Annotated in this window: 18 protein-coding genes; 10 read left to right on the top strand and 8 right to left on the bottom strand. The window is 67.6% G+C overall.

The annotated features are described in order from the left end of the window. Window positions 1–42 precede the first annotated feature (42 nt). Window positions 43–621, bottom strand: coding sequence for a YceI family protein (locus tag GPA27_RS01350; RefSeq protein ID WP_169137029.1), 579 nt, complete (start codon window positions 619–621; stop codon window positions 43–45). Between the two features lie 202 nt (window positions 622–823). Continuing rightward, complete coding sequence (locus GPA27_RS01345) at window positions 824–1,270, bottom strand: SRPBCC family protein (protein WP_169137027.1); 447 nt, start codon at window positions 1,268–1,270, stop codon at window positions 824–826. A 245-nt stretch (window positions 1,271–1,515) separates the two neighbouring features. Here GPA27_RS01345 and GPA27_RS01340 point away from each other — a divergent pair, with 245 nt between their 5' ends. Further along, on the top strand, window positions 1,516–1,845 hold the full coding sequence (locus GPA27_RS01340; RefSeq protein WP_169137025.1) for a hypothetical protein: 330 nt from the start codon (window positions 1,516–1,518) through the stop codon (window positions 1,843–1,845). A 106-nt stretch (window positions 1,846–1,951) separates the two neighbouring features. On the opposite strand, the gene GPA27_RS01335 is transcribed toward GPA27_RS01340, so the two are convergent. Continuing rightward, a complete protein-coding gene (locus GPA27_RS01335) occupies window positions 1,952–3,154 on the bottom strand; it encodes an ammonium transporter (RefSeq protein ID WP_169137023.1) in 1,203 nt (400 codons plus the stop codon). Window positions 3,155–3,462: 308 nt separating this feature from the next. Between GPA27_RS01335 and GPA27_RS01330 the strand changes: the two genes are divergently transcribed. After that, window positions 3,463–4,383 (top strand): DMT family transporter, encoded by a 921-nt coding sequence (locus GPA27_RS01330; RefSeq protein WP_169137021.1) that lies wholly within the window; start codon window positions 3,463–3,465, stop codon window positions 4,381–4,383. Here GPA27_RS01330 and GPA27_RS01325 read toward each other — a convergent pair. From GPA27_RS01325 to GPA27_RS01310, 4 genes are all read right to left on the bottom strand, one after another. Continuing rightward, window positions 4,380–5,162 (bottom strand): gamma-glutamyl-gamma-aminobutyrate hydrolase family protein, encoded by a 783-nt coding sequence (locus GPA27_RS01325; RefSeq protein WP_169137019.1) that lies wholly within the window; start codon window positions 5,160–5,162, stop codon window positions 4,380–4,382. The genes GPA27_RS01330 and GPA27_RS01325 overlap by 4 nt on opposite strands. Further along, the gene (locus tag GPA27_RS01320) at window positions 5,159–6,286 is read right to left on the bottom strand and encodes a YbdK family carboxylate-amine ligase (RefSeq protein WP_169137017.1); all 1,128 of its coding nucleotides are present in this window, start codon (window positions 6,284–6,286) and stop codon (window positions 5,159–5,161) included. Before GPA27_RS01320 ends, GPA27_RS01325 begins: the two co-directional genes overlap by 4 nt. After that, window positions 6,283–7,485 carry a cation:proton antiporter gene (locus GPA27_RS01315; protein ID WP_169137015.1) on the bottom strand — a complete coding sequence of 401 codons (1,203 nt, stop codon included), beginning with the start codon at window positions 7,483–7,485 and terminating at the stop codon, window positions 6,283–6,285. Before GPA27_RS01315 ends, GPA27_RS01320 begins: the two co-directional genes overlap by 4 nt. A gap of 189 nt (window positions 7,486–7,674) precedes the next feature. Further along, on the bottom strand, window positions 7,675–7,932 hold the full coding sequence (locus tag GPA27_RS01310; RefSeq protein ID WP_169137013.1) for a DUF3862 domain-containing protein: 258 nt from the start codon (window positions 7,930–7,932) through the stop codon (window positions 7,675–7,677). 95 nt (window positions 7,933–8,027) lie between these two features. On the opposite strand from GPA27_RS01310, the gene GPA27_RS01305 reads away from it, so the two are divergent. Both GPA27_RS01305 and GPA27_RS01300 read left to right on the top strand, forming a co-directional pair. Then, window positions 8,028–9,254 (top strand): glycosyltransferase family 4 protein, encoded by a 1,227-nt coding sequence (locus GPA27_RS01305; protein ID WP_169137011.1) that lies wholly within the window; start codon window positions 8,028–8,030, stop codon window positions 9,252–9,254. Between the two features lie 2 nt (window positions 9,255–9,256). Next, window positions 9,257–10,105 (top strand): UDP-2,3-diacylglucosamine diphosphatase, encoded by an 849-nt coding sequence (locus GPA27_RS01300; RefSeq protein ID WP_169137009.1) that lies wholly within the window; start codon window positions 9,257–9,259, stop codon window positions 10,103–10,105. 190 nt (window positions 10,106–10,295) lie between these two features. On the opposite strand, the gene GPA27_RS01295 is transcribed toward GPA27_RS01300, so the two are convergent. Next, on the bottom strand, window positions 10,296–10,481 hold the full coding sequence (locus tag GPA27_RS01295; RefSeq protein WP_076604437.1) for a ribbon-helix-helix protein: 186 nt from the start codon (window positions 10,479–10,481) through the stop codon (window positions 10,296–10,298). A 113-nt stretch (window positions 10,482–10,594) separates the two neighbouring features. On the opposite strand from GPA27_RS01295, the gene hyfB reads away from it, so the two are divergent. Genes hyfB through GPA27_RS01265 form a run of 6 tightly spaced genes read left to right on the top strand, consistent with a single transcriptional unit; the run spans window position 10,595 to window position 17,764 of the window. Beyond that, window positions 10,595–12,595, top strand: coding sequence for a hydrogenase 4 subunit B (hyfB, locus tag GPA27_RS01290; protein WP_169137007.1), 2,001 nt, complete (start codon window positions 10,595–10,597; stop codon window positions 12,593–12,595). Then, window positions 12,592–13,539: a respiratory chain complex I subunit 1 family protein gene (locus tag GPA27_RS01285; protein WP_169137005.1), complete on the top strand. Its 948-nt coding sequence runs from the start codon at window positions 12,592–12,594 to the stop codon at window positions 13,537–13,539. Before hyfB ends, GPA27_RS01285 begins: the two co-directional genes overlap by 4 nt. A 1-nt stretch (window position 13,540) precedes the next feature. Further along, window positions 13,541–14,200 carry a formate hydrogenlyase gene (locus tag GPA27_RS01280; protein WP_169137003.1) on the top strand — a complete coding sequence of 220 codons (660 nt, stop codon included), beginning with the start codon at window positions 13,541–13,543 and terminating at the stop codon, window positions 14,198–14,200. Continuing rightward, a complete protein-coding gene (locus tag GPA27_RS01275) occupies window positions 14,200–15,654 on the top strand; it encodes a hydrogenase 4 subunit F (protein WP_169137001.1) in 1,455 nt (484 codons plus the stop codon). Before GPA27_RS01280 ends, GPA27_RS01275 begins: the two co-directional genes overlap by 1 nt. Before the next feature lie 2 nt (window positions 15,655–15,656). Beyond that, window positions 15,657–17,201, top strand: a complete 1,545-nt coding sequence (locus tag GPA27_RS01270) for a hydrogenase large subunit (protein WP_169136999.1) — start codon at window positions 15,657–15,659, stop codon at window positions 17,199–17,201. Further along, on the top strand, window positions 17,201–17,764 hold the full coding sequence (locus tag GPA27_RS01265; protein WP_169136997.1) for an NADH-quinone oxidoreductase subunit B family protein: 564 nt from the start codon (window positions 17,201–17,203) through the stop codon (window positions 17,762–17,764). The genes GPA27_RS01270 and GPA27_RS01265 overlap by 1 nt, the downstream gene beginning before the upstream one ends. Window positions 17,765–17,786 lie beyond the last annotated feature (22 nt).

The following is a 17,786-nucleotide window of genomic DNA, read 5'->3' as shown; positions in this document are numbered from 1 at the left end:
GCGGGCACCGCGAAGGGCGCCCGCATCCGGCGAAGGTTTCGCTCAGCCCTTGACCGCTTCGAGCGAGATCGTGACCGTCACGTCGTCGCCGACGTGGGGGGCGAACTTGCCTGCGTTGAACTCGGAGCGCTTGATCACGACGCTGGCATCGGCGCCGATCGCGTCCGTCTTCAGCATCGGGTGCGGCATGTTGATGTAGTTCGTCACCTTCAGCGTCACCGGCTTGGTCACGCCCTTGATCGTCAGGTTGCCGTCGATGCTCACCGGCTTGTCACCCTGGAAAGTCACCTTCGTCGACTTGAAGGTCGCGGTCGGGTACTTCGCGGTGTCGAGGAAGTCCTCGCCCTGGATGTGGCCGTTGAAGGTCGCGTAACCGGTGTCGACCGACTTCATGTCGATCACGACGTCAACCGCGCCGGTTTTCGCCGCCTTGTCGAGCACCACGGTGCCGGTCGTCGAGTTGAAGCGGCTCAACTGCGTCGACATGCCGAAGTGGCTGTACGAGAAGCGCGGGAAGGTATGCGTGCCGTCGACCGTGTAGGTTTCCGGCGCGGCCAGTGCGGGAGCGGCTGCGGCGGTCGAGAGGGCGATGGCGGCGAAGAGTTTGGCGAAGTTGTGCATTTGAGGACTCCTGATCGATTTGGCTGAAGTTGAGGCTTCTTTCGGCCGCTGAAGGGCTTGCGGCGTTGGATGAACTTTACGTGCGTCCATCTCAGCCAAAAAGACAACAATTTCAAATATTAGATTGCTGAAATTGCAACAATCAGGTGTCCGGTAGCGCGTCGCGCGCGCCCGTCCCGAAGTGGGCGCGCGCGCAGGGGCTTCAATCCGGAATTTCGGGCTCGACGAGGCGCGCCAGGTGCTCGAGCGACTCCTGCCAGCCGAGGTAGCAGAACTCCACCGGAACGGCTTCCGGGATGTCGTCCTGCACGACGTTCAATTCGCACCCGCACACCACCGCGCGCAGCGTGACCGTCGTCGTCATCACGCCGGGCAGGTTGGCGTCATCGAACTGGTCCGTGTAGCGGATGCGCTCGTGCGGCACGAGTTCGAGATACTTGCCGCCGAACGACTGCGCGTTGCCCGTGCTGAAATTCCTGAACGTCATCCTGAAGGTGCCGCCCACGGTGGCATCCAGGTGGTCGACCTTGCAGGTGAAGCCGTTGGGCGGCAGCCAGCGGGCGAGGGCCTCCGCATCGAGGAAGGCACGGTAGATCTTCTCGGGTTTTGCGCGCAGCACGCGGTGCAGGCGGACGGTACCGGTAGGCATGATCTCTCCTTTCGTCGGGGGATGGATCCGCGGCTGTTGTCGCCGCTGCTTCCACCGTAGTTGAACGGCAGGACTCCGCATAGACAGTCACAAGAAATATTGACGCTCGGGTTTGTCTCCTCTCGACGCTCCCGTACGACTGCTCGCCGTGAAGTCGGCGTTACAACCCCTCGCACTTCGGGCTGTCAGACAAAACCGGGCCGGAGATACCATCACCCGGACTATCGACATTTGCGAGTTCCGTCATGCCTTCGATAACTGCTCTGATTCGCGTCTTGCTGGCTGCGCTGCTTGTCATGCCAGCTGCAGTTCATGCCGATGACTTGCGCTCTCCCGCAGACAGACGCTGGTGGCAAGGTGAATGGAAAGAGGAGTACCGGGATGGTCCCTGCCAAGTGAAATCCGAGTCAAAACGCGGCGAGTTCAAGCGTGAAATCAAATGCAAAGACGGAATTGGCGCAGACTGGAGTGGCGAGTGGAAGTCGGAGTTCCGTGACGGGCCATGCCTCGTCAAGCAGGATGTCAAGCGCGACGAGTTCAAGGAAGAGGTGAAGTGCGAGCGCAGCCGCAGGTAGTCATCGTGGCGTCATGAAAAATGGCGCGACCTAGTCGCGCCATCTTCATCAGGCCGGCCCGGCAGGTTTCAATCCGCTCCGGGCAAGCTGATTTTCTCTTTCCACCTCACCACGAGGTCTCGTTCTCCGCGGTCGCCGAGATCTTGTGGATCGAGAGGTCGGCACCGGCGAATTCCTCTTCCGGGTCGAGGCGCAGGCCCAAGGTTGCGCGGATCAGGCCATACACCACGACGCCGCCGGCGAGCGCGATGGCGATGCCGCCGAGGGTGCCGACGAGCTGGGCGGCGAAGCTGACGCCGCCGATGCCGCCGAGGGCCTTGGTGCCGAAGATGCCGGCGGCGATGCCGCCCCAGGCGCCGCACAGGCCGTGCAGGGGCCACACGCCGAGAACGTCGTCGATCTTCCAGCGGTTCTGGGCGATGGTGAAGAGCTGCACGAAGAGCACGCCGGCGATGGTGCCGACGGCGAGCGCCCCGAGCGGGTGCATGAGGTCGGAGCCCGCGCACACGGCGACGAGGCCGGCGAGGGGGCCGTTATGCACGAAGCCGGGGTCGTTCTTGCCGGCAGCGAGGGCGGCGAGGGTGCCGCCGATCATGGCCATGAGGGAGTTCAGCGCGACGAGGCCGTTGATGGCGTCGAGGCGCTGGGCGCTCATGACGTTGAAGCCGAACCAGCCGACGGCGAGGATCCACGCCCCCAGCGCGAGGAAAGGAATGCTGGAGGGCGGGTGCGCCGAGATCTGGCCGTTCTTGTGGTAGCGGCCGCGGCGGGCGCCGAGCAGCAGCACGGCGGGGAGCGCGACCCAGCCGCCGAAGGCGTGCACGACGACGCTACCGGCGAAGTCGTGGAACTTCGCGCCGAACGCGCCTTCGAGCCAGTCCTGCAAGCCGAAGTTGCCGTTCCACACGATGCCTTCGAAGAAGGGGTAGAGGATGCCGACGATCAGGAAGGTGGCGATGAGTTGCGGCACGAAGCGGGCGCGCTCGGCGATGCCGCCGGAGATGATCGCGGGAATCGCGGCCGCGAAGGTCAGCAGGAAGAAGAACTTCACCAGCTCGTAGCCGGAGTTGGCGGCGAGCTGCTCGGCGTTGACGAAGAAGCCGTTGCCGTAGGCCAGCGAGTAGCCGATCAGGAAGTAGGCCAGCGTCGACATCGCGAAGTCGCTGAGGATCTTCACGAGGGCGTTGACCTGGTTCTTCTTGCGCACGGTGCCCAGTTCGAGGAAGGCGAAGCCGGCGTGCATCGCAAGCACCATGATGGCGCCCAGAAGAACGAAGAGGACATCGGCGGATGTCTTGAACTGCTCCATTTGTGTGCTCCGGATGGCGAGGATGGCCCCCTGAAGCAAATCGTGTGCCGTGCGCGTTATTGCGGCAAAACAAGGGTTTGCTGACGATGCGCACGAAATTGACGCGCCGGCAGCCCTGATGTGGTGCGTCGACACGAAAATGCGCACGAAACTGGGGCATGCTGTCGGGTGGCCGGTTTGTCGTGGTGCGCATCCCGCAACAAAATGGGGCGGGCTGCACCGGTCGTTGGTCGTGTACAATAAATAAGCAAATTGCAGACAAAATTTCGGGTTCCGTGCATACGGTGCCCCGACTCCGGGATTCGCTGATGATTCGTGATCGCAGGCTGCTGGTCGCGGCGGGGGTGCTTCTTCTCCTCTCCCTGATCTGGGGCTACAACTGGGTGGTGATGAAGAAGGTGCTGCGCGACGTCGATCCCTTCGACTTCTCCGCGCTGCGCACCTTCTTCGGCGCGCTCTCCCTGTTCATCGTGCTCGCCTTGCGCAGGCGCCCGCTGCGGCCCGTGGCGCTGGGCGGGACCTTGTGGCTGGGTTTGCTGCAGACGGCGGCGTTTACGGGCCTGATCCAATGGGCGCTGGTGAGCGGCGGTGCGGGCAAGACGGCGGTGCTGGTGTATACGATGCCGTTCTGGCTGCTGATGCTGGCGCGCACCTTCCTCGGCGAGCGGATGCGCGGTTTGCAGTGGGTTGCGGTGGGGCTGGCGTTCGCCGGCCTGGTGCTGATCGTGGAGCCGTGGACCTTGCGCGGCGACCTGCAGAGCACGCTGCTGGCGGTGCTGGCGGGCTTGGTGTGGGCGGCGAGTGCGGTGTGGGCGAAGCGCCTGCGCGGCAATGTGCAGATCGACCTGTTGTCGCTGACGGCATGGCAGATGCTGCTCGGTTCGCTGGTGCTGTGCGTGATCGCGTGGCTGCTGCCGTCCGAGCCGCCGCGCATCACGCCTTATTTCGTCGGTGCGCTGGTGTACAACGCGCTGTTCGCGACCGGCCTGGCGTGGCTGATGTGGCTGTTCATCCTCGACCGCCTGCCGGCCGGGCTGGCGGGATTGTCGTCGCTGGTCATTCCGGCGGTGGGGGTGCTGAGCGGCTGGGTGGAGCTCGGCGAGCGGCCGACCGCGATGGAGTCGTGGGGCATGGTGTGCATCGGCGTGGCGCTGCTGGGAATCAGCGCGGTCGCGATGCGCGGGCGCAATGCGCGGCCGGCATGCGCGGATGCGGGAGCCGGCGGCTAGCCGCGGGCGCGGTCGGCGGCGTCGAGGAAGTCCTGCAGGATAGGGCTGCCGTCGAGCAGGCCGCCCGCGCCGCCGTGGAATTCCGGGTGCCACTGGCAGCCGAAGAGATAGCCGTTGCCTTGCCAGCGGATCGCCTCGACGACGTTGTCGCCGCGCGAGTAGGCCTCGATGCGCAGATCGGAGCCGAGATCGCGCACGGCCTGGTGGTGGATGCTGTTCACCAGCCCGCTGGAGATGCCGCCGTACAGCGTGGTGAGGCGGCTGCCGGGGACGAGGTCGATCTCGTGGTGGTGCTTGTCGTAGAGGTCGACATCGCGGTGCGCGGCGGCGCCGGGCACGTATTCGGAGATGTCCTGCCACAGCGTGCCGCCGCACGCGACGTTGATGAGCTGCGCGCCGCGGCACACGCCCAGCACGGGTTTGCCCTGGATGACGAATTCCCACAGCAGCTCGATCTCGTAGAGATCGCGGACGCGGTCGCCGGTCCATTCGGGGCGCAGCGGTTCCTGGCGGTAGGTGGTGGGGCTGACGTCCGCGCCGCCCTGCAGCACGAGCCCGTCGAGCACGCTGACGTAGTCGTGCACCGAGATCTGCGCGCGCCGCAGCCCGAGGTGCTGGCCGATCGTGGGCACCATGAGGACGAGCCCGCCGTGCGACATGATCCAGTGGGCCATCGACTGTTCCAGGTACTGCAGGGTCTTGCCCGGAAAGCCGAGTTCCGCCGGCGGCGTGTGCAGCAGGCGGGCCGAGAGGCCGATGCGCAGCGGTGTCCTGCTCACATCGCGTCTCCCCCCATCCAGCGCCCACACTGATCCATCACGACTTCGGGCAGCGATTCGCCGCCGGTGTGGCGCTCGCGCAGCCAGGCCGCGTCGTTGCGCCCTTCGCGTACCTGGCGCAGCAGTTCGCCGAGCGGGCCGTCGCAGCCGAGCTCGATGGCGTGCTGTTCGATGCGCGCGAAGCTGTCCTCGATTTCCTCGGCGACCGAGCGGTGTTCGTGTGTTTCCGGATGCACGTAGTTGCCTGAAAAGCCGAAGCGGCAGGCCTGGAAGCGGTTGAAGGTGTAGACGAGATAATCGTCCTCGGAGAGCCGGATGGGGCGCTCGATCATCAGGTAGCGGGCGATCGCCTGGATGTAGGCGGCGATCGCGGCGGCGCGGCCGACGGTGAGCGGCGTGTCCATCACGCGGACTTCGATCGTGCCGTATTCCGGCTTGGGACGGATGTCCCAGTAGAAGTCCTTCATGCTCTGGACGACGCCGGTGTCGCTCATCTTGTTGAAATAGGCCTCGAAGTCCTGCCAGGTCTCGACGAAGGGCGCGCGTCCCGACAGCGGGAAGGCGAACACTGAGTTGAGGCGGGCGGACTGGAAGCCGGTGTCCTTGCCCTGCACGTAGGGCGAGGACGCCGACAGCGCGATCAGGTGCGGGATGTAGCGCGACATGCCGTGCAGCAGGTAGAGCGCGGCGTCGGGGCCCGGGCAGCCGATGTGCACGTGCTGCCCGAACACGGTGAACTGCTTGGCGAGGTAGCCGTACAGATCCGAGAGGTAGTGGAAGCGCGGCTTGTCGAAGATGCGGCGCTCGCCCCAGTCCTGGAAGGCATGCGTGCCGCCGCCGCAGATGCCGATGTTGAGCTTGCGGGCCGCGTCGGTGAGTGCGGCGCGCAGCGCTTCGAGCTCTTCGGCGACGCGGGCGTAGTCGCTGCAGATACCGGTCGACACCTCGATCATCGAGCAGGTCATCTCGGGCTTGACCTCGCCCGGCACGTCCTTGCGCGCCATTTCGCGCAGCAGGTCCTCCGCGGAGGAGACGAGGTCGTAGTCGTGCGTGCTGACGAGCTGCAGTTCGAGTTCGACGCCGAGGGACAGGGCGCGCGAGGAGGCAAAGTTTTCCAGGCTCATGACGTTTCTCCGCGACGGGTTTCGCGGACGTGGATCAGTGCCCGCCGGGTGGCGATCGGGCCGAGCAGCCCGAGCACCACCGTCATTGCGATCACGATCGGCATCAGGCGGTCGCCGAATTCCGGATACAGCAGGCGCACGTCCACGGCCTGCAACAGCGCCAATGCGGACAGCGGCAGCAGTGCCAGGCCGAGGGCGACGCTCTTGCGCAGGTCGAGACCGCTGGGCGGGCCGAACGCCACCGCCCCGCCGAGCTTACCCGCAGCGCGGGCGACGATCGCGAGGATTCCGACGCCGGCGCCGGCGAAGAGTTCGCCCGCGGTGACGGCCGCACCCGCGAGCATGAAGGTGACGATGACCAGCACGCCGCCCAGGCTGCCGAACTGCTGCGGCCACAGGTGGGGCCGCGGGTCGCGCCACTTGATGAGGGCGCCGGCGAACAGCGGTGCGAGTACGGTGGGCAGGCGCAGCGCGGACAGGAGCGCGATGGCGGCGAGCAGCAGCGCGATCATCGCGGCGAGGCCTTGTTCGGTGGCCGGGTCGACGAGCTTGCGCAGGCCGAGATAGGCGGCGGCGATGATGGCGCCGGCGAGCACAGAGCCGATCAGCAGGTACAGGGGGTGGAGCAGCGCGAGTTGCCAGCCCGAGTGCACACCGTGCAGGGCGCCGACAAGGAGCTTCAGCAGGATCACCGACACCGCGGCGTTGAGCGCGCACAGCGCGAGCAGGCGGTCGGTGGTCTGGCCGGCGGCGCGCAGCTCGTTGGTGACGTGCATGAGGATCACCGGCGAGGTGCCGACCGCGATCGCGGCCACGGCGAGCGCGATACCGGTGCCGGTGCCGACGGCCCACAGCGTGCCGAAGGTGAGGGCGAAGGTGAGGGCGATTTCGCCCGCGCTGGTCGCGACGACCCAGCGGTTCGCCGCCAGCCAGCGCAGGTCGAGGCGGATGCCGAGCTCGAACAGCACCAGCGCGATCGTGAAGTCGATGACCAGGCGGTGGCCGGCGAGGTCGTTGGCGTCGAACCAGCCCAGCACGAGCGGCCCCAGCACGAGGCCGGCAAGGGCGTAGCCGCTCACGCGCGGCAGGCCGAAGCGCCCGCCGGCTTCGCCGACGAGGGCAGTGAGCACGAGGGCGATTGCAACGGGGAAAAGGGCGCCAAGCGCCAGTGGCCAGTCCGGCCAGATCAGCAGGTCCATCAAGGGGAGTCCTCCGAAGCCGGTATGGTGTTCTATCTCCCTCCGACAGTGGTGGGGGAGCGATTTATCCGGAAGGGTGGAGAGGCATCAAGAGAATTAATACTATTTTAGAAAGATGAATTTGTGCAAATGTAACTGATTGCGTCCCCCGCCCGGGTGCCGCTCGCGGTCGGCCAGGCGGAACCGATCTCAGCGCAGGTTCGCGGAGTTGAACAGCACGACCTGGTCGGCGACGAAATTCACCTGCACGTAGCGGGCGTCGTCGCCCCTGGTGCAGCTTTTCACCGCGAGCAGGTCGCTGCATTTGTCCGGCGCGCCGAGCAACTGCTTCACCTCGTTATAGGTCATGCCCATCTTGAGCTTGTCGTAGTTCTCGACGGTGAGCTTGCTGCAGGCCCCCAGCAGGAGGGCGAGGGTGGCGAGGCCGAGGAGCGCGGTACGTTTCATGTGGATCGTGTGTCCGGTAGTAAAAGGGGGCATGTAACCGAAGCTTAATCCATCGGTCACGAGTTTTTCGTTTCCGGCCGTTAGCGTTCGGGTTCATGAAAGACGTAGATTTCGTGACCGAAGAACGTTGTCTGCGGCCCAGCTTGCGCATCGCGCTGGTCACCGAGACGTGGGCGCCGGAGATCAACGGCGTGGCGATGACGCTGGGGCGGATGGTCGATGGCCTGATCGCGCGCGGGCACCGCGTGCAGCTCGTGCGCCCACGCCAGGCCCTGTCGGACCGGGCGGCGTCCGGCCCGGGTTTCGAGGAGGTGCTCGCGCGCGGGATGAAGATCCCGAAGTACGACGGGCTGCGCTTCGGGCTGCCCGCCCGCACGCGGCTTTTTCGCCTGTGGTCGCGCCAGCGGCCGGACCTCGTGCATGTGGCGACCGAGGGGCCGCTGGGTTGGTCGGCGGTGTCGGCGTCGCTCCGCCTCGGCATTCCGGTGACGTCGGACTTCCACACCAACTTCGACAGCTACAGCGCGCACTACGGCGTCGGCTGGCTGGAGCGGCCGGTCGCCGCGTGGCTCAAGCGCATGCACAACCGCACGGCCGTGACCTTCGTGCCGACGCGCGCGATGGCGCAGGACCTGCGCGCGTGCGGCTACCGCTCCGTGGAGGTGGTCGCGCGCGGCGTGGATACGCAACTGTTCGACCCGGCGCGCCGTAGCGCAGCCCTGCGCGCAGCGTGGGGTGTCGCTGCGGACGCGCTGGCGGTGGTGTGGGTGGGGCGCGTCGCGCCGGAGAAGAACCTGCCGCTGGTGCTGGAGGCCTTCGCCGCGATCCGCCGCCGGACGCCGAACGCGCGGCTGGTGATCGTGGGCGACGGGCCGCTGCGCAAGTCCCTGCAGGCGGACAACCCCGATGTGGTGTTCGCCGGCGCGCGCCGCGGCGAGGATCTGGCCGCGCACTACGCGTCGGGCGACCTGTTCCTGTTCCCCAGCCTGTCGGAAACCTGGGGCAACGTCACGCTGGAGGCGATGGCGAGCGGACTGTGCGTCGTGGCCTACGACTGCGCCGCGGCCGCCGAGGTGATCTCGTGCGGCGGCGACGGACTGCTCGTGCGGCCCGGTGCGGCGGCGGCCTTTGTGGCCGAGTCGGTGGTCGCCGCGTCCGATCGGGATCTGCGCGCGCGCATCGCCGAAGCGGCCCGCCGGCGCAGCGAATCGCTCGACTGGGAGCGCATCCACGACCGCTTCGCGACCTTGCTGCAGCACGTGGTGGACGAGGCGCAGGCCGCGCTTCCCGCCTTCATTCCCGCCAAGGCCACGGTGCGCTAGCGATGCCGCAGGTACGTTCCGTCTTCATCTCCGACGTCCATCTCGGCACCCGCGCGTGCCAGGCGGGGCCGCTGCTCGATTTCCTGCGCGAGCATCCGTCGGACTACCTCTACATGGTCGGCGATATCATCGACTTCTGGGCCATGAACCGCGGCATCCAGTGGGACGTGATGCAGAACACCGTGGTGCAGAAGGTGCTGCGGCGCGCGCGCCAGGGGTGCAAGGTGTTCCTCGTTCCGGGCAACCACGACGAGGCGCTGCGCGAGTACGCCGGGATCGCGTTCGGCGACATCCGCGTCGAATCCGAGTGGGTGCATGAGGCCGCCGACGGCCGCCGCTACTGGGTCGTGCATGGCGACGAGTACGACCAGGTCACGCGTCATCACCGCTGGGTCGCGCTGCTGGGCGACGTTGCGTACAACACGCTGGTGCGCATCAACCTGTGGCTGTCGCGCGTGCGCCGACTGTTGCGCCGCCCCGGCTACTGGTCGCTGGCGGGCTACGCGAAGCAGAAGGTGAAGCGCGCGGTGAATTTCATCTTCGACTTCGAGGCGTCGATCGCCCACGCGACGCGGCGCAAGGGGCTGGACGGCGTGATCTGTGGCCACATCCACTGGGCGGCGGACAGCGAGGTCGAGGGCGTGCGTTACCTGAACTGCGGCGACTGGGTGGACAGCTGCACCGCGATCGTCGAGCACCTCGACGGGCGCATGGAAGTGGTGCGCTGGGGCTTGCCGCGCGCATACGCTGCGCCACAGCCGGTGTTCGACCGGGGGGAGTTGCCGGGCCTGGTGACGGCGCGCGTGGCCGACCCGGCGGCGGCGGGCGACATGCGTCGGCGGGTGCCCTGATCAGACCAGTTGCATGAACGGATCGTAGGGCGGAAAAGCGCAGCGCCTTCCGCCATGCTCGCACGCCTCGCATTCGGCGGATAACGCCGCTGCGCGGCTCATCCGCCCTGCGGCGTCCCCATCCACGGGCACGGATACGGATCACTGGGGTGCGTCCGGCGTCCCGAGCGTCGGTGCCGGCCGACACCCCTCAGTCGTTGTCCTTCAGCCACTCCGGCAGCGTCCGGTTGCCGGCATTCTCCTGCACGTACTGACGGATCAGACGGCGCACGACCTGCGACGGCGTCAGGTCCTTGCTGGCGCAGATTTCCTCGAAGAGCTTCTTCTTCTCCGGGTCGATCAGCAAGGTCAGGCGGGCGGTTCGATTCTCTTTCATCACGCGTTGGCGACTGCGGCAATTAACATTAAATTAACATTGAAAGCAGTATTGGTATTAATGTAGTGTGCAACAAATACGAATGCAATGACACACTCCTCGGGGGAGGGCGCGTGCTGGTTCTCGACTGGATCCTGATCGTCATCGCGGGCTGGCTCGCGCTGGGGGTCGCCGGGATCGGCGCACTGCGCAACACCGCGTTCGTCGCCCGCGTGCTGTTTCCGGCCGGGGCCGTGCTGGCGGTGGCGCTTGCGGGGTTCGCCGTCGCCGGGCTGCTCGGCACCCCGGAAACCGCGGTGCTCGCGCTGGGCCTGCCGGACCTGCCTTTCCACCTGCGGCTCGACGGGCTGTCGGCCTTCTTCCTGCTCGTGATCGGCGCGATCGCCTTCGGCATCTCGATCTTCGCCGCGGGCTATTTCCGTCACGGCGAGGGCACGCCGCCCGGGCTGATGTGCCTCGAGTACCATCTCTTCCTCGCCAGCATGGCGCTGGTCGTGCTGGCCGACGACGCCTACGCCTTCATGGTGATGTGGGAGACGATGGCGCTGTCCTCGTTCTTCCTCGTCACCGCGAACCATCGCGTGCCGGCGATCCGCGAGGCGGGTTTCCTGTACCTGCTCATCGCCCATATCGGCGCGCTTGGGATCCTGCTGTGCTTCGGCGTGCTGCAGGCCAACACCGGCGACTACACCTTCGCCAACATGCGCGCGCAGTCGCTGTCGCCGCTGTGGGCCTCAGCGGCCTTCCTGCTTGCGACCGTGGGCTTCGGCGCGAAGGCCGGCATCCTGCCGCTGCATGTGTGGCTGCCGGAGGCCCATCCGGCGGCGCCGTCGCCGGTGTCCGCGCTGATGAGCGCCGTGATGCTGAAAACGGCGATCTACGGCCTGCTGCGCGTGAGCTTCGACCTGCTCGGCGCGCAGCAGTGGTGGTGGGGCGTGCTGCTCATGGCGGTGGGCCTCGCGACCGCGCTGTACGGCGTGGTGTTCAGCGCGGTGCAGACGGACATGAAGCGCCTGCTCGCGTATTCGTCGATCGAGAACATCGGCCTGCTCTTCGTCGGCATCGGCCTCGGCGTGCTGTTCAACGCCTACGGGATGAAGGCGCTGTCCGCGCTGGCGCTGACAGCGGCGCTGTACCACGTCCTCGGCCATGCCTTCTTCAAGAGCCTGCTGTTCCTCGCGACCGGCTCGGTGCTGCACGCGACCGGCGAGCGCAGCCTCGGCAAGCTCGGCGGCCTGATGCGGCGCATGCCGTGGGTGGCGTGGCTGTCGCTCGTCGGCGTGCTGGCGAGTTCGGGCCTGCCGCCGTTCTCCGGCTTCGTGTCGGAATGGCTGCTGCTGCAGAGCTTCCTGTTCACGACGGGGCTGCCGGACTCCTTCCTCAACATGCTGGTGCCGGTGCTCGCGGCGGGTATTGCGCTGGTGGCTGCGCTGGCCGGCTACACGATGGTGAAGTTCTTCGGCGTGATCTTCCTCGGCCAGCCGCGCGAGCCGAAGCTCGCCGACGCGCACCCGGCGTCCCCGCTCGAACGTGCTGGTCTCGTGTGGCTCGGCGCGGGCTGCGTGCTGCTGGGGCTCTTCCCGGTGCAGGTCATCGGCCTGATCGACCGGGTCACGCGGCTGCTGGTCGGCGGCGGCATTGCCGACACGGTGCGCGCGAACGGCTGGCTGCTGTTGTCGCCGAGCTCCATCGACCGCGCGAGTTACGGTCCGCTGGTGTTCCTCGGCGTCGTGAGCCTCGCGGTGCTGCTCACGGCGGTGCTCGTGCGCAAGCTCTATCACGGGCGCCTGCGCCGCGCCCCGGCGTGGGACTGCGGCTTTCCGGCGCAGACCGCGCGCATGCAGGATACGGCCGAGGGCTTCGGCCAGCCGATCCGCCAGATCTTCGAGCCCTTCTTCCGCATGCGCCGCGAGCTGCCGTCGCCGTTCGACGCGAAACCGCACTACCGCGTCACGATCGAGGACCATTTCTGGCACTGGCTGTACCTGCCGGTCGCGCGCCTCACGTCCCTCATCGCGCGCGGCGTCGGGCGGCTGCAGCAGGGGCGCATCGCGATCTACCTGCTGTACAGCTTCGTGACCCTGATGGTCCTGCTGCTGGTGGTGAAATCATGAGCATCGTCGGCCTGTTCGCGCAACTCCTCGCCATTGCCCTCGCGCTGGCGCTGGCGCCCTTGCTGACGGGGTGGGTGAACCAGTGGCGGGCGTGGCTGCAGGGGCGGCGCGCGCCGGGCCTGCTGCAGCCCTATCGCGTGCTGCACAAGCTGTTCAACAAGGAATCGGTCGTCGCCGAGCACGCAACGCCGATCTTCCGCGTCGCGCCCTACATCATGTTCGGCTGCATGGCGCTCGCGTGCGGCATCGCGCCGACGCTGTCGACCGACCTGCCGCTGGCGCCCGCGGCCGACGCGATCGCGCTGGTCGGCCTGTTCGCGCTCGCGCGCGTATTCATCTCGCTCGCGGCGATGGACATCGGCACCTCGTTCGGCACGCTCGGCGCGCGGCGCGAGATGCTGATCGGCTTCCTCGCCGAGCCGGCGCTGCTGATGGTGCTGTTCTCGGCCTCGCTGATCACGCAGTCGACTTCGCTCGCGATGATCGTCGAAACGCTCGCGCACCAGCCGTTCGCGATCTATCCGAGCCTGGCGGTGGCGGGCGTCGCGTTCACGATGGTGTCGCTGGCGGAGAACGCGCGCGTGCCGGTGGACAACCCGGCCACCCACCTTGAGCTGACGATGATCCACGAGGCGCTGATCCTCGAATACTCGGGGCGCCATCTGGCACTGGTCGAATGGGCCGCGTCGCTGAAGCTGTTCGCGTATTCGTGCATCGGCCTCGCACTGTTCGTGCCGTGGGGCGTGGCCGAGGCGGGGACGCCGATTGCGATCCTGTTCGCGATCCCGATGCTGGTGGTGAAGCTCGCGGTCGGCGGCGTGCTGCTCGCGCTGATCGAGACGATCAACGCGAAGATGCGCCTGTTCCGCGTGCCGGAGTTCCTCGCGACGGCCTTCCTGCTCGCGGTGATCGCGTTGCTGGTGCATGTGCTGCTGGGGGCCTGAGATGACGAGTTTGCTTTCCCAGTCGATCAACCTCTTCGCGGTCGTGCTGCTCGTGCTCGCGTTCGCGATGATCGCGCAGCGCCGCATCCTGACGCTGATCCACCTGTTCACGCTGCAGGGGGCGGCGCTGGCCGCGGCGACGTTGATCGTCGGCTATCTCACCGGCCAGCACCACCTGTACTTCTCCGCGGCGCTGACCTTCGTGCTCAAGGTGGTGCTGATCCCCATCCTGCTGCACCGCGTGATCCTGCGCCTCAACGTGCGCTGGGACGTCGAGACCCTGTTCAACATCCCGACGACGATGCTGATCGGCATCGTGCTGGTGATCTTCGCGTTCAATCTGGCGGCGCCGATCGCGGGGCTGTCGACCTCGATCGCGCGCGGCACGCTCGGCATCGCGCTCGCGTGCGTGCTGCTGTCCTTCCTGATGATGATCGTGCGCGCGAAGGCGGTGCCGCAGGTGATCGGCTTCCTGTCGATGGAGAACGGCCTGTTTTTCGCGGCCACCGCGGCGACCAGCGGTATGCCGATGATCGTCGAGCTGGGCATCGCGTTCGACGTGCTGGTCGGCATCCTGATCCTCGGCGTGTTCATGTTCCAGATCCGCGAGCAGTTCGACAGCCTGGACATCCGCCACCTCGAAAAGCTGAAGGAAGACTGATGGATCCGCTCCTCTTCGTCCTCGCGTTTCCGCTGCTCGGCGGCGTGCTGCTCGCGCTGTGGGGCGACCGCGAGCGGGCGGGAGACCTCAACGCCGCGATGAGCCTGCTCACCCTCGCCGCGTCCGTCTGGCTCACGGCGATCGTCGTGCGCGACGGGCCGCTCACGGCGTGGGGCGAGTGGTTCTTCGTCGATCCGCTCAACGTCTTCCTCGTCACGCTGACCGCCTTCGTCGGCTTCACGACTTCGCTGTTCTCGCGCCCCTACATGCGCATCGAGCGCGACCACGGCAAGATGACCCCCGGTCGCATGCGGCTGTTCCACAGCATGTACCAGCTGTTCAACGGCATGATGCTGGTCGCGCTGACGACCAACAACCTCGGCATCCTGTGGGTGGCGATGGAGGCGGCGACGCTCACGACCGTGCTGCTGGTGTCGGTGTATCGCACGCCGGCGAGCCTGGAGGCGGCGTGGAAGTACTTCATCCTGTGCGGCGTGGGCATCGCGCAGGCGCTGTTCGGCACGATCCTGCTCTACCTCGCCGCCGAGCGCGCGATCGGCGGCGGCGACGAGGCGCTGCTGTGGACGCACCTGGCCCAGTCCAAGCATCTGCTCGACCCCGAGATCCTGTCGCTCGCCTTCGTCTTCCTGCTCCTCGGCTACGGCACGAAGGTGGGCCTGGTGCCGGTGCATAACTGGCTGCCGGACGCGCACGCGGAAGGCCCGACGCCGATCTCGGCGGTGCTGTCGGGCCTGCTGCTGAACGTCGCGCTGTACGCGGTGCTGCGTTGCAAGGTGCTCGCCGACGGGGCGCTCGCGAACGGTCTGCCGGGGCGCATGATGATCGGCTTCGGCCTCGTCACGGTCGTCGTCGCGGCCTTCTTCCTGTCGCGCCAGCGCGACGTCAAGCGCATGTTCGCGTATTCGTCGATCGAGCACATGGGCCTGATGACCTTCGCCTTCGGCCTGGGCGGCCCGATCGCGAACTTCGCCGGGCTGCTGCACATGACCGTGCATGCGCTGGTGAAGTCGGCGATCTTCTTCGCCGTCGGCCACGCCGCGCAGAAGGCCGGTTCGCAGGCGATGGAGGACATCCGCGGTCTGCTGAAAGTGAGTCCGACGGTCGGCTGGGGCCTGATGCTCGGCTCGCTGGCGATCCTCGGCATGCCGCCCTTCGGCGTGTTTGCGAGCGAGTTCCTGATCCTGACGACCGCGATGCGCGAAGCGCCGTGGGCCACGCCCTTCCTGCTGGTCGCGCTGGGCGTCGCGTTCGCGGCGATCTTCGGCCGCGTGCAGCCGATGGTGTTCGGCGAGACCTCGCTGCGCCCGCTCGCCCACCCGCCGGCGCTGCTGCCGGTGTTCGTCCATCTCGGGCTCGCCCTGATGCTCGGGCTTTACATCCCGCCCTACCTCGACGGCTGGTACCGGCAGGCGGCCCTGATGATCGGAGGCTGACGATGGACGTTTTCGGACTGGATTGCCGCTTCGAACGGCTCGACGCCCCCGTGCCGATCTTCGCCGCACGGGTGCATGGCGCGCAGTGGAGCGCGCTGGCGCTGGCCGTGGCGGAGGCGAAGGGGCGGCTCGTGAGCCTGTGGGGCAGCGACGAGCGCGCCGCGGGTGACGGCTTCTCGGTGTCGGCGGCGTACGCGAGCGCGGACGGACTGCTGTGGGCAAAGCTGGGCCTGGATGCGGGCAAGCCGGCCTACCCGGACATCTCGCGCTTCTTCCCCGCCGCGATCCGCATGCAGCGCGCCGCGCGCGATCTGGTCGGGATCGAGGCCGAGGATGCGGGCGACGGCCGTCCGTGGCTGCGTCACGGCGCGTGGCCGGCGGACTATTTCCCGCTGCGCCTCGACAACACCGGCCAGGAACGCTTCGAGGCGCAGGCCGATGCCTACCCCTTCGTTACCGTCGAAGGCGACGGCGTGCACGAGATCCCGGTCGGGCCGGTGCATGCCGGCACGATCGAACCGGGGCATTTCCGCTTCTCGGTGGTCGGCGAGAAGGTGCTGCGGCTCGAGGAGCGGCTCGGCTACAAGCACAAGGGCATCGAGCGCCGCTTCATGGGAATGGACACCGACGAGGGCGCGCGCCTCGCCGGGCGGGTGTCGGGCGACAGCACCGTCGCGTACGCGTGGGCCTACGCGATGGCGGCGGAATCGCTGGTCGGGGCGAAGGCCCCCGAGCGCGCGGTGTGGCTGCGCGCGCTGATGCTCGAGCGCGAGCGTGTCGCGAATCACCTCGGCGACCTCGGCGCGCTCGGCAACGACGCCGCGTTCGGCTTCGCCCTCGCGCAGTTCTCGCGCCTGCGCGAGGACTGGCTGCGCCTGAACCGCGAATGCTTCGGCCACCGCCTGATGATGGACGGCGTCCGTCCCGGCGGGGTCGCGCGCGATCTCGACGCGGACGCCTGCACGAAACTGCGCCGCCAGGTCGAAGACATCGCGCGCGAAGTCGCCGAGCTGAAGGACATCTACGACGAGCACGCCGGGCTGCAGGACCGTCTCGTAACGACCGGCCGGGTCACGCCGGAACTCGCCCAGCGCCTGGGGCTGACCGGGCTTGCCGGACGGGCGAGCGGGCAGTCGGCCGACCTGCGCGCGGACTTCCCGTGGCCGCCCTACGACGGCCTCGCGGTCACGGCCTGCACGCATCGCAACGGCGACGTCGCGGCGCGCGTGGCGATGCGCTTCGAGGAGTGCTTCGCGTCGCTGCGGATGATCGACGCGCTGGTCGCCGGGCTGCCGGGCGGCGCGTTCCACGAGCCGGCCCTCGCGACGCGGGACGGCGTCGGCGCCGGCTGGGTCGAGGGCTGGCGGGGCGAAGTGTTCGTCGCACTGGAAACCAACGCGCAGGGGCGCATCGCGCGCTGCCACTGCCACGATCCGTCGTGGCAGAACTGGCCGGTGCTCGAGCACGCGATCATCGGCAACATCGTTCCGGACTTCCCGCTGATCAACAAGTCCTTCAATCTCAGCTATTCGGGGCAGGATCTGTAATGTGGCACATCCTGAAATACGTCGCGCGCCGCGGCCGTGTGACCGAGCCGCCGCCCGAACCGCTGGTGGGCGCGCGCCGCCCCGCGCACCTGATCCATGACGAGCTCCTCGCCATCCTCGGCCGCGCGCTGGCAATCCGGCACGTCGATGCCGGGTCGTGCAACGGCTGCGAGCTCGAGATCAATGCGCTGAACAACCCCTACTACAACATCGAGGGCCTCGGCATCCGCTTCGTCGCCAGCCCGCGCCATGCCGACATGCTGCTCGTCACCGGACCGGTGTCGCGCCACATGGAGGTCGCGCTGCGGCGCACTTACGACGCGACGCCGGCGCCGAAGCTGGTCGTCGCGGTCGGGGACTGCGGCCGCAACGGCGGCATCTTCGGCGAGAGCTATGCGAGCTGCGGCGGCGTGGCGAACGTGATCCCGGTCGACGTCACCGTGCCGGGCTGTCCGCCGCCCCCGGCGGAGCTCCTTGCGGGGATACTGGCCGCGGTGCGCGCGCGCCCGCCGGTCGGCGAGGGCGAGGCCGCGCAGGCGGATTTCGCGCCCGGTTTCAACTGACGTCGCAATCGGGGAGCTACTG

The sequence above is a fragment of the Aromatoleum toluolicum genome (assembly GCF_012911005.2).
GTDB classification, from domain to species: Bacteria; Pseudomonadota; Gammaproteobacteria; order Burkholderiales; family Rhodocyclaceae; genus Aromatoleum; species Aromatoleum toluolicum.
The sequence above is the reverse complement of the archived record's forward strand: the minus strand, read 5'-3'. Positions and strand labels throughout refer to the sequence as shown.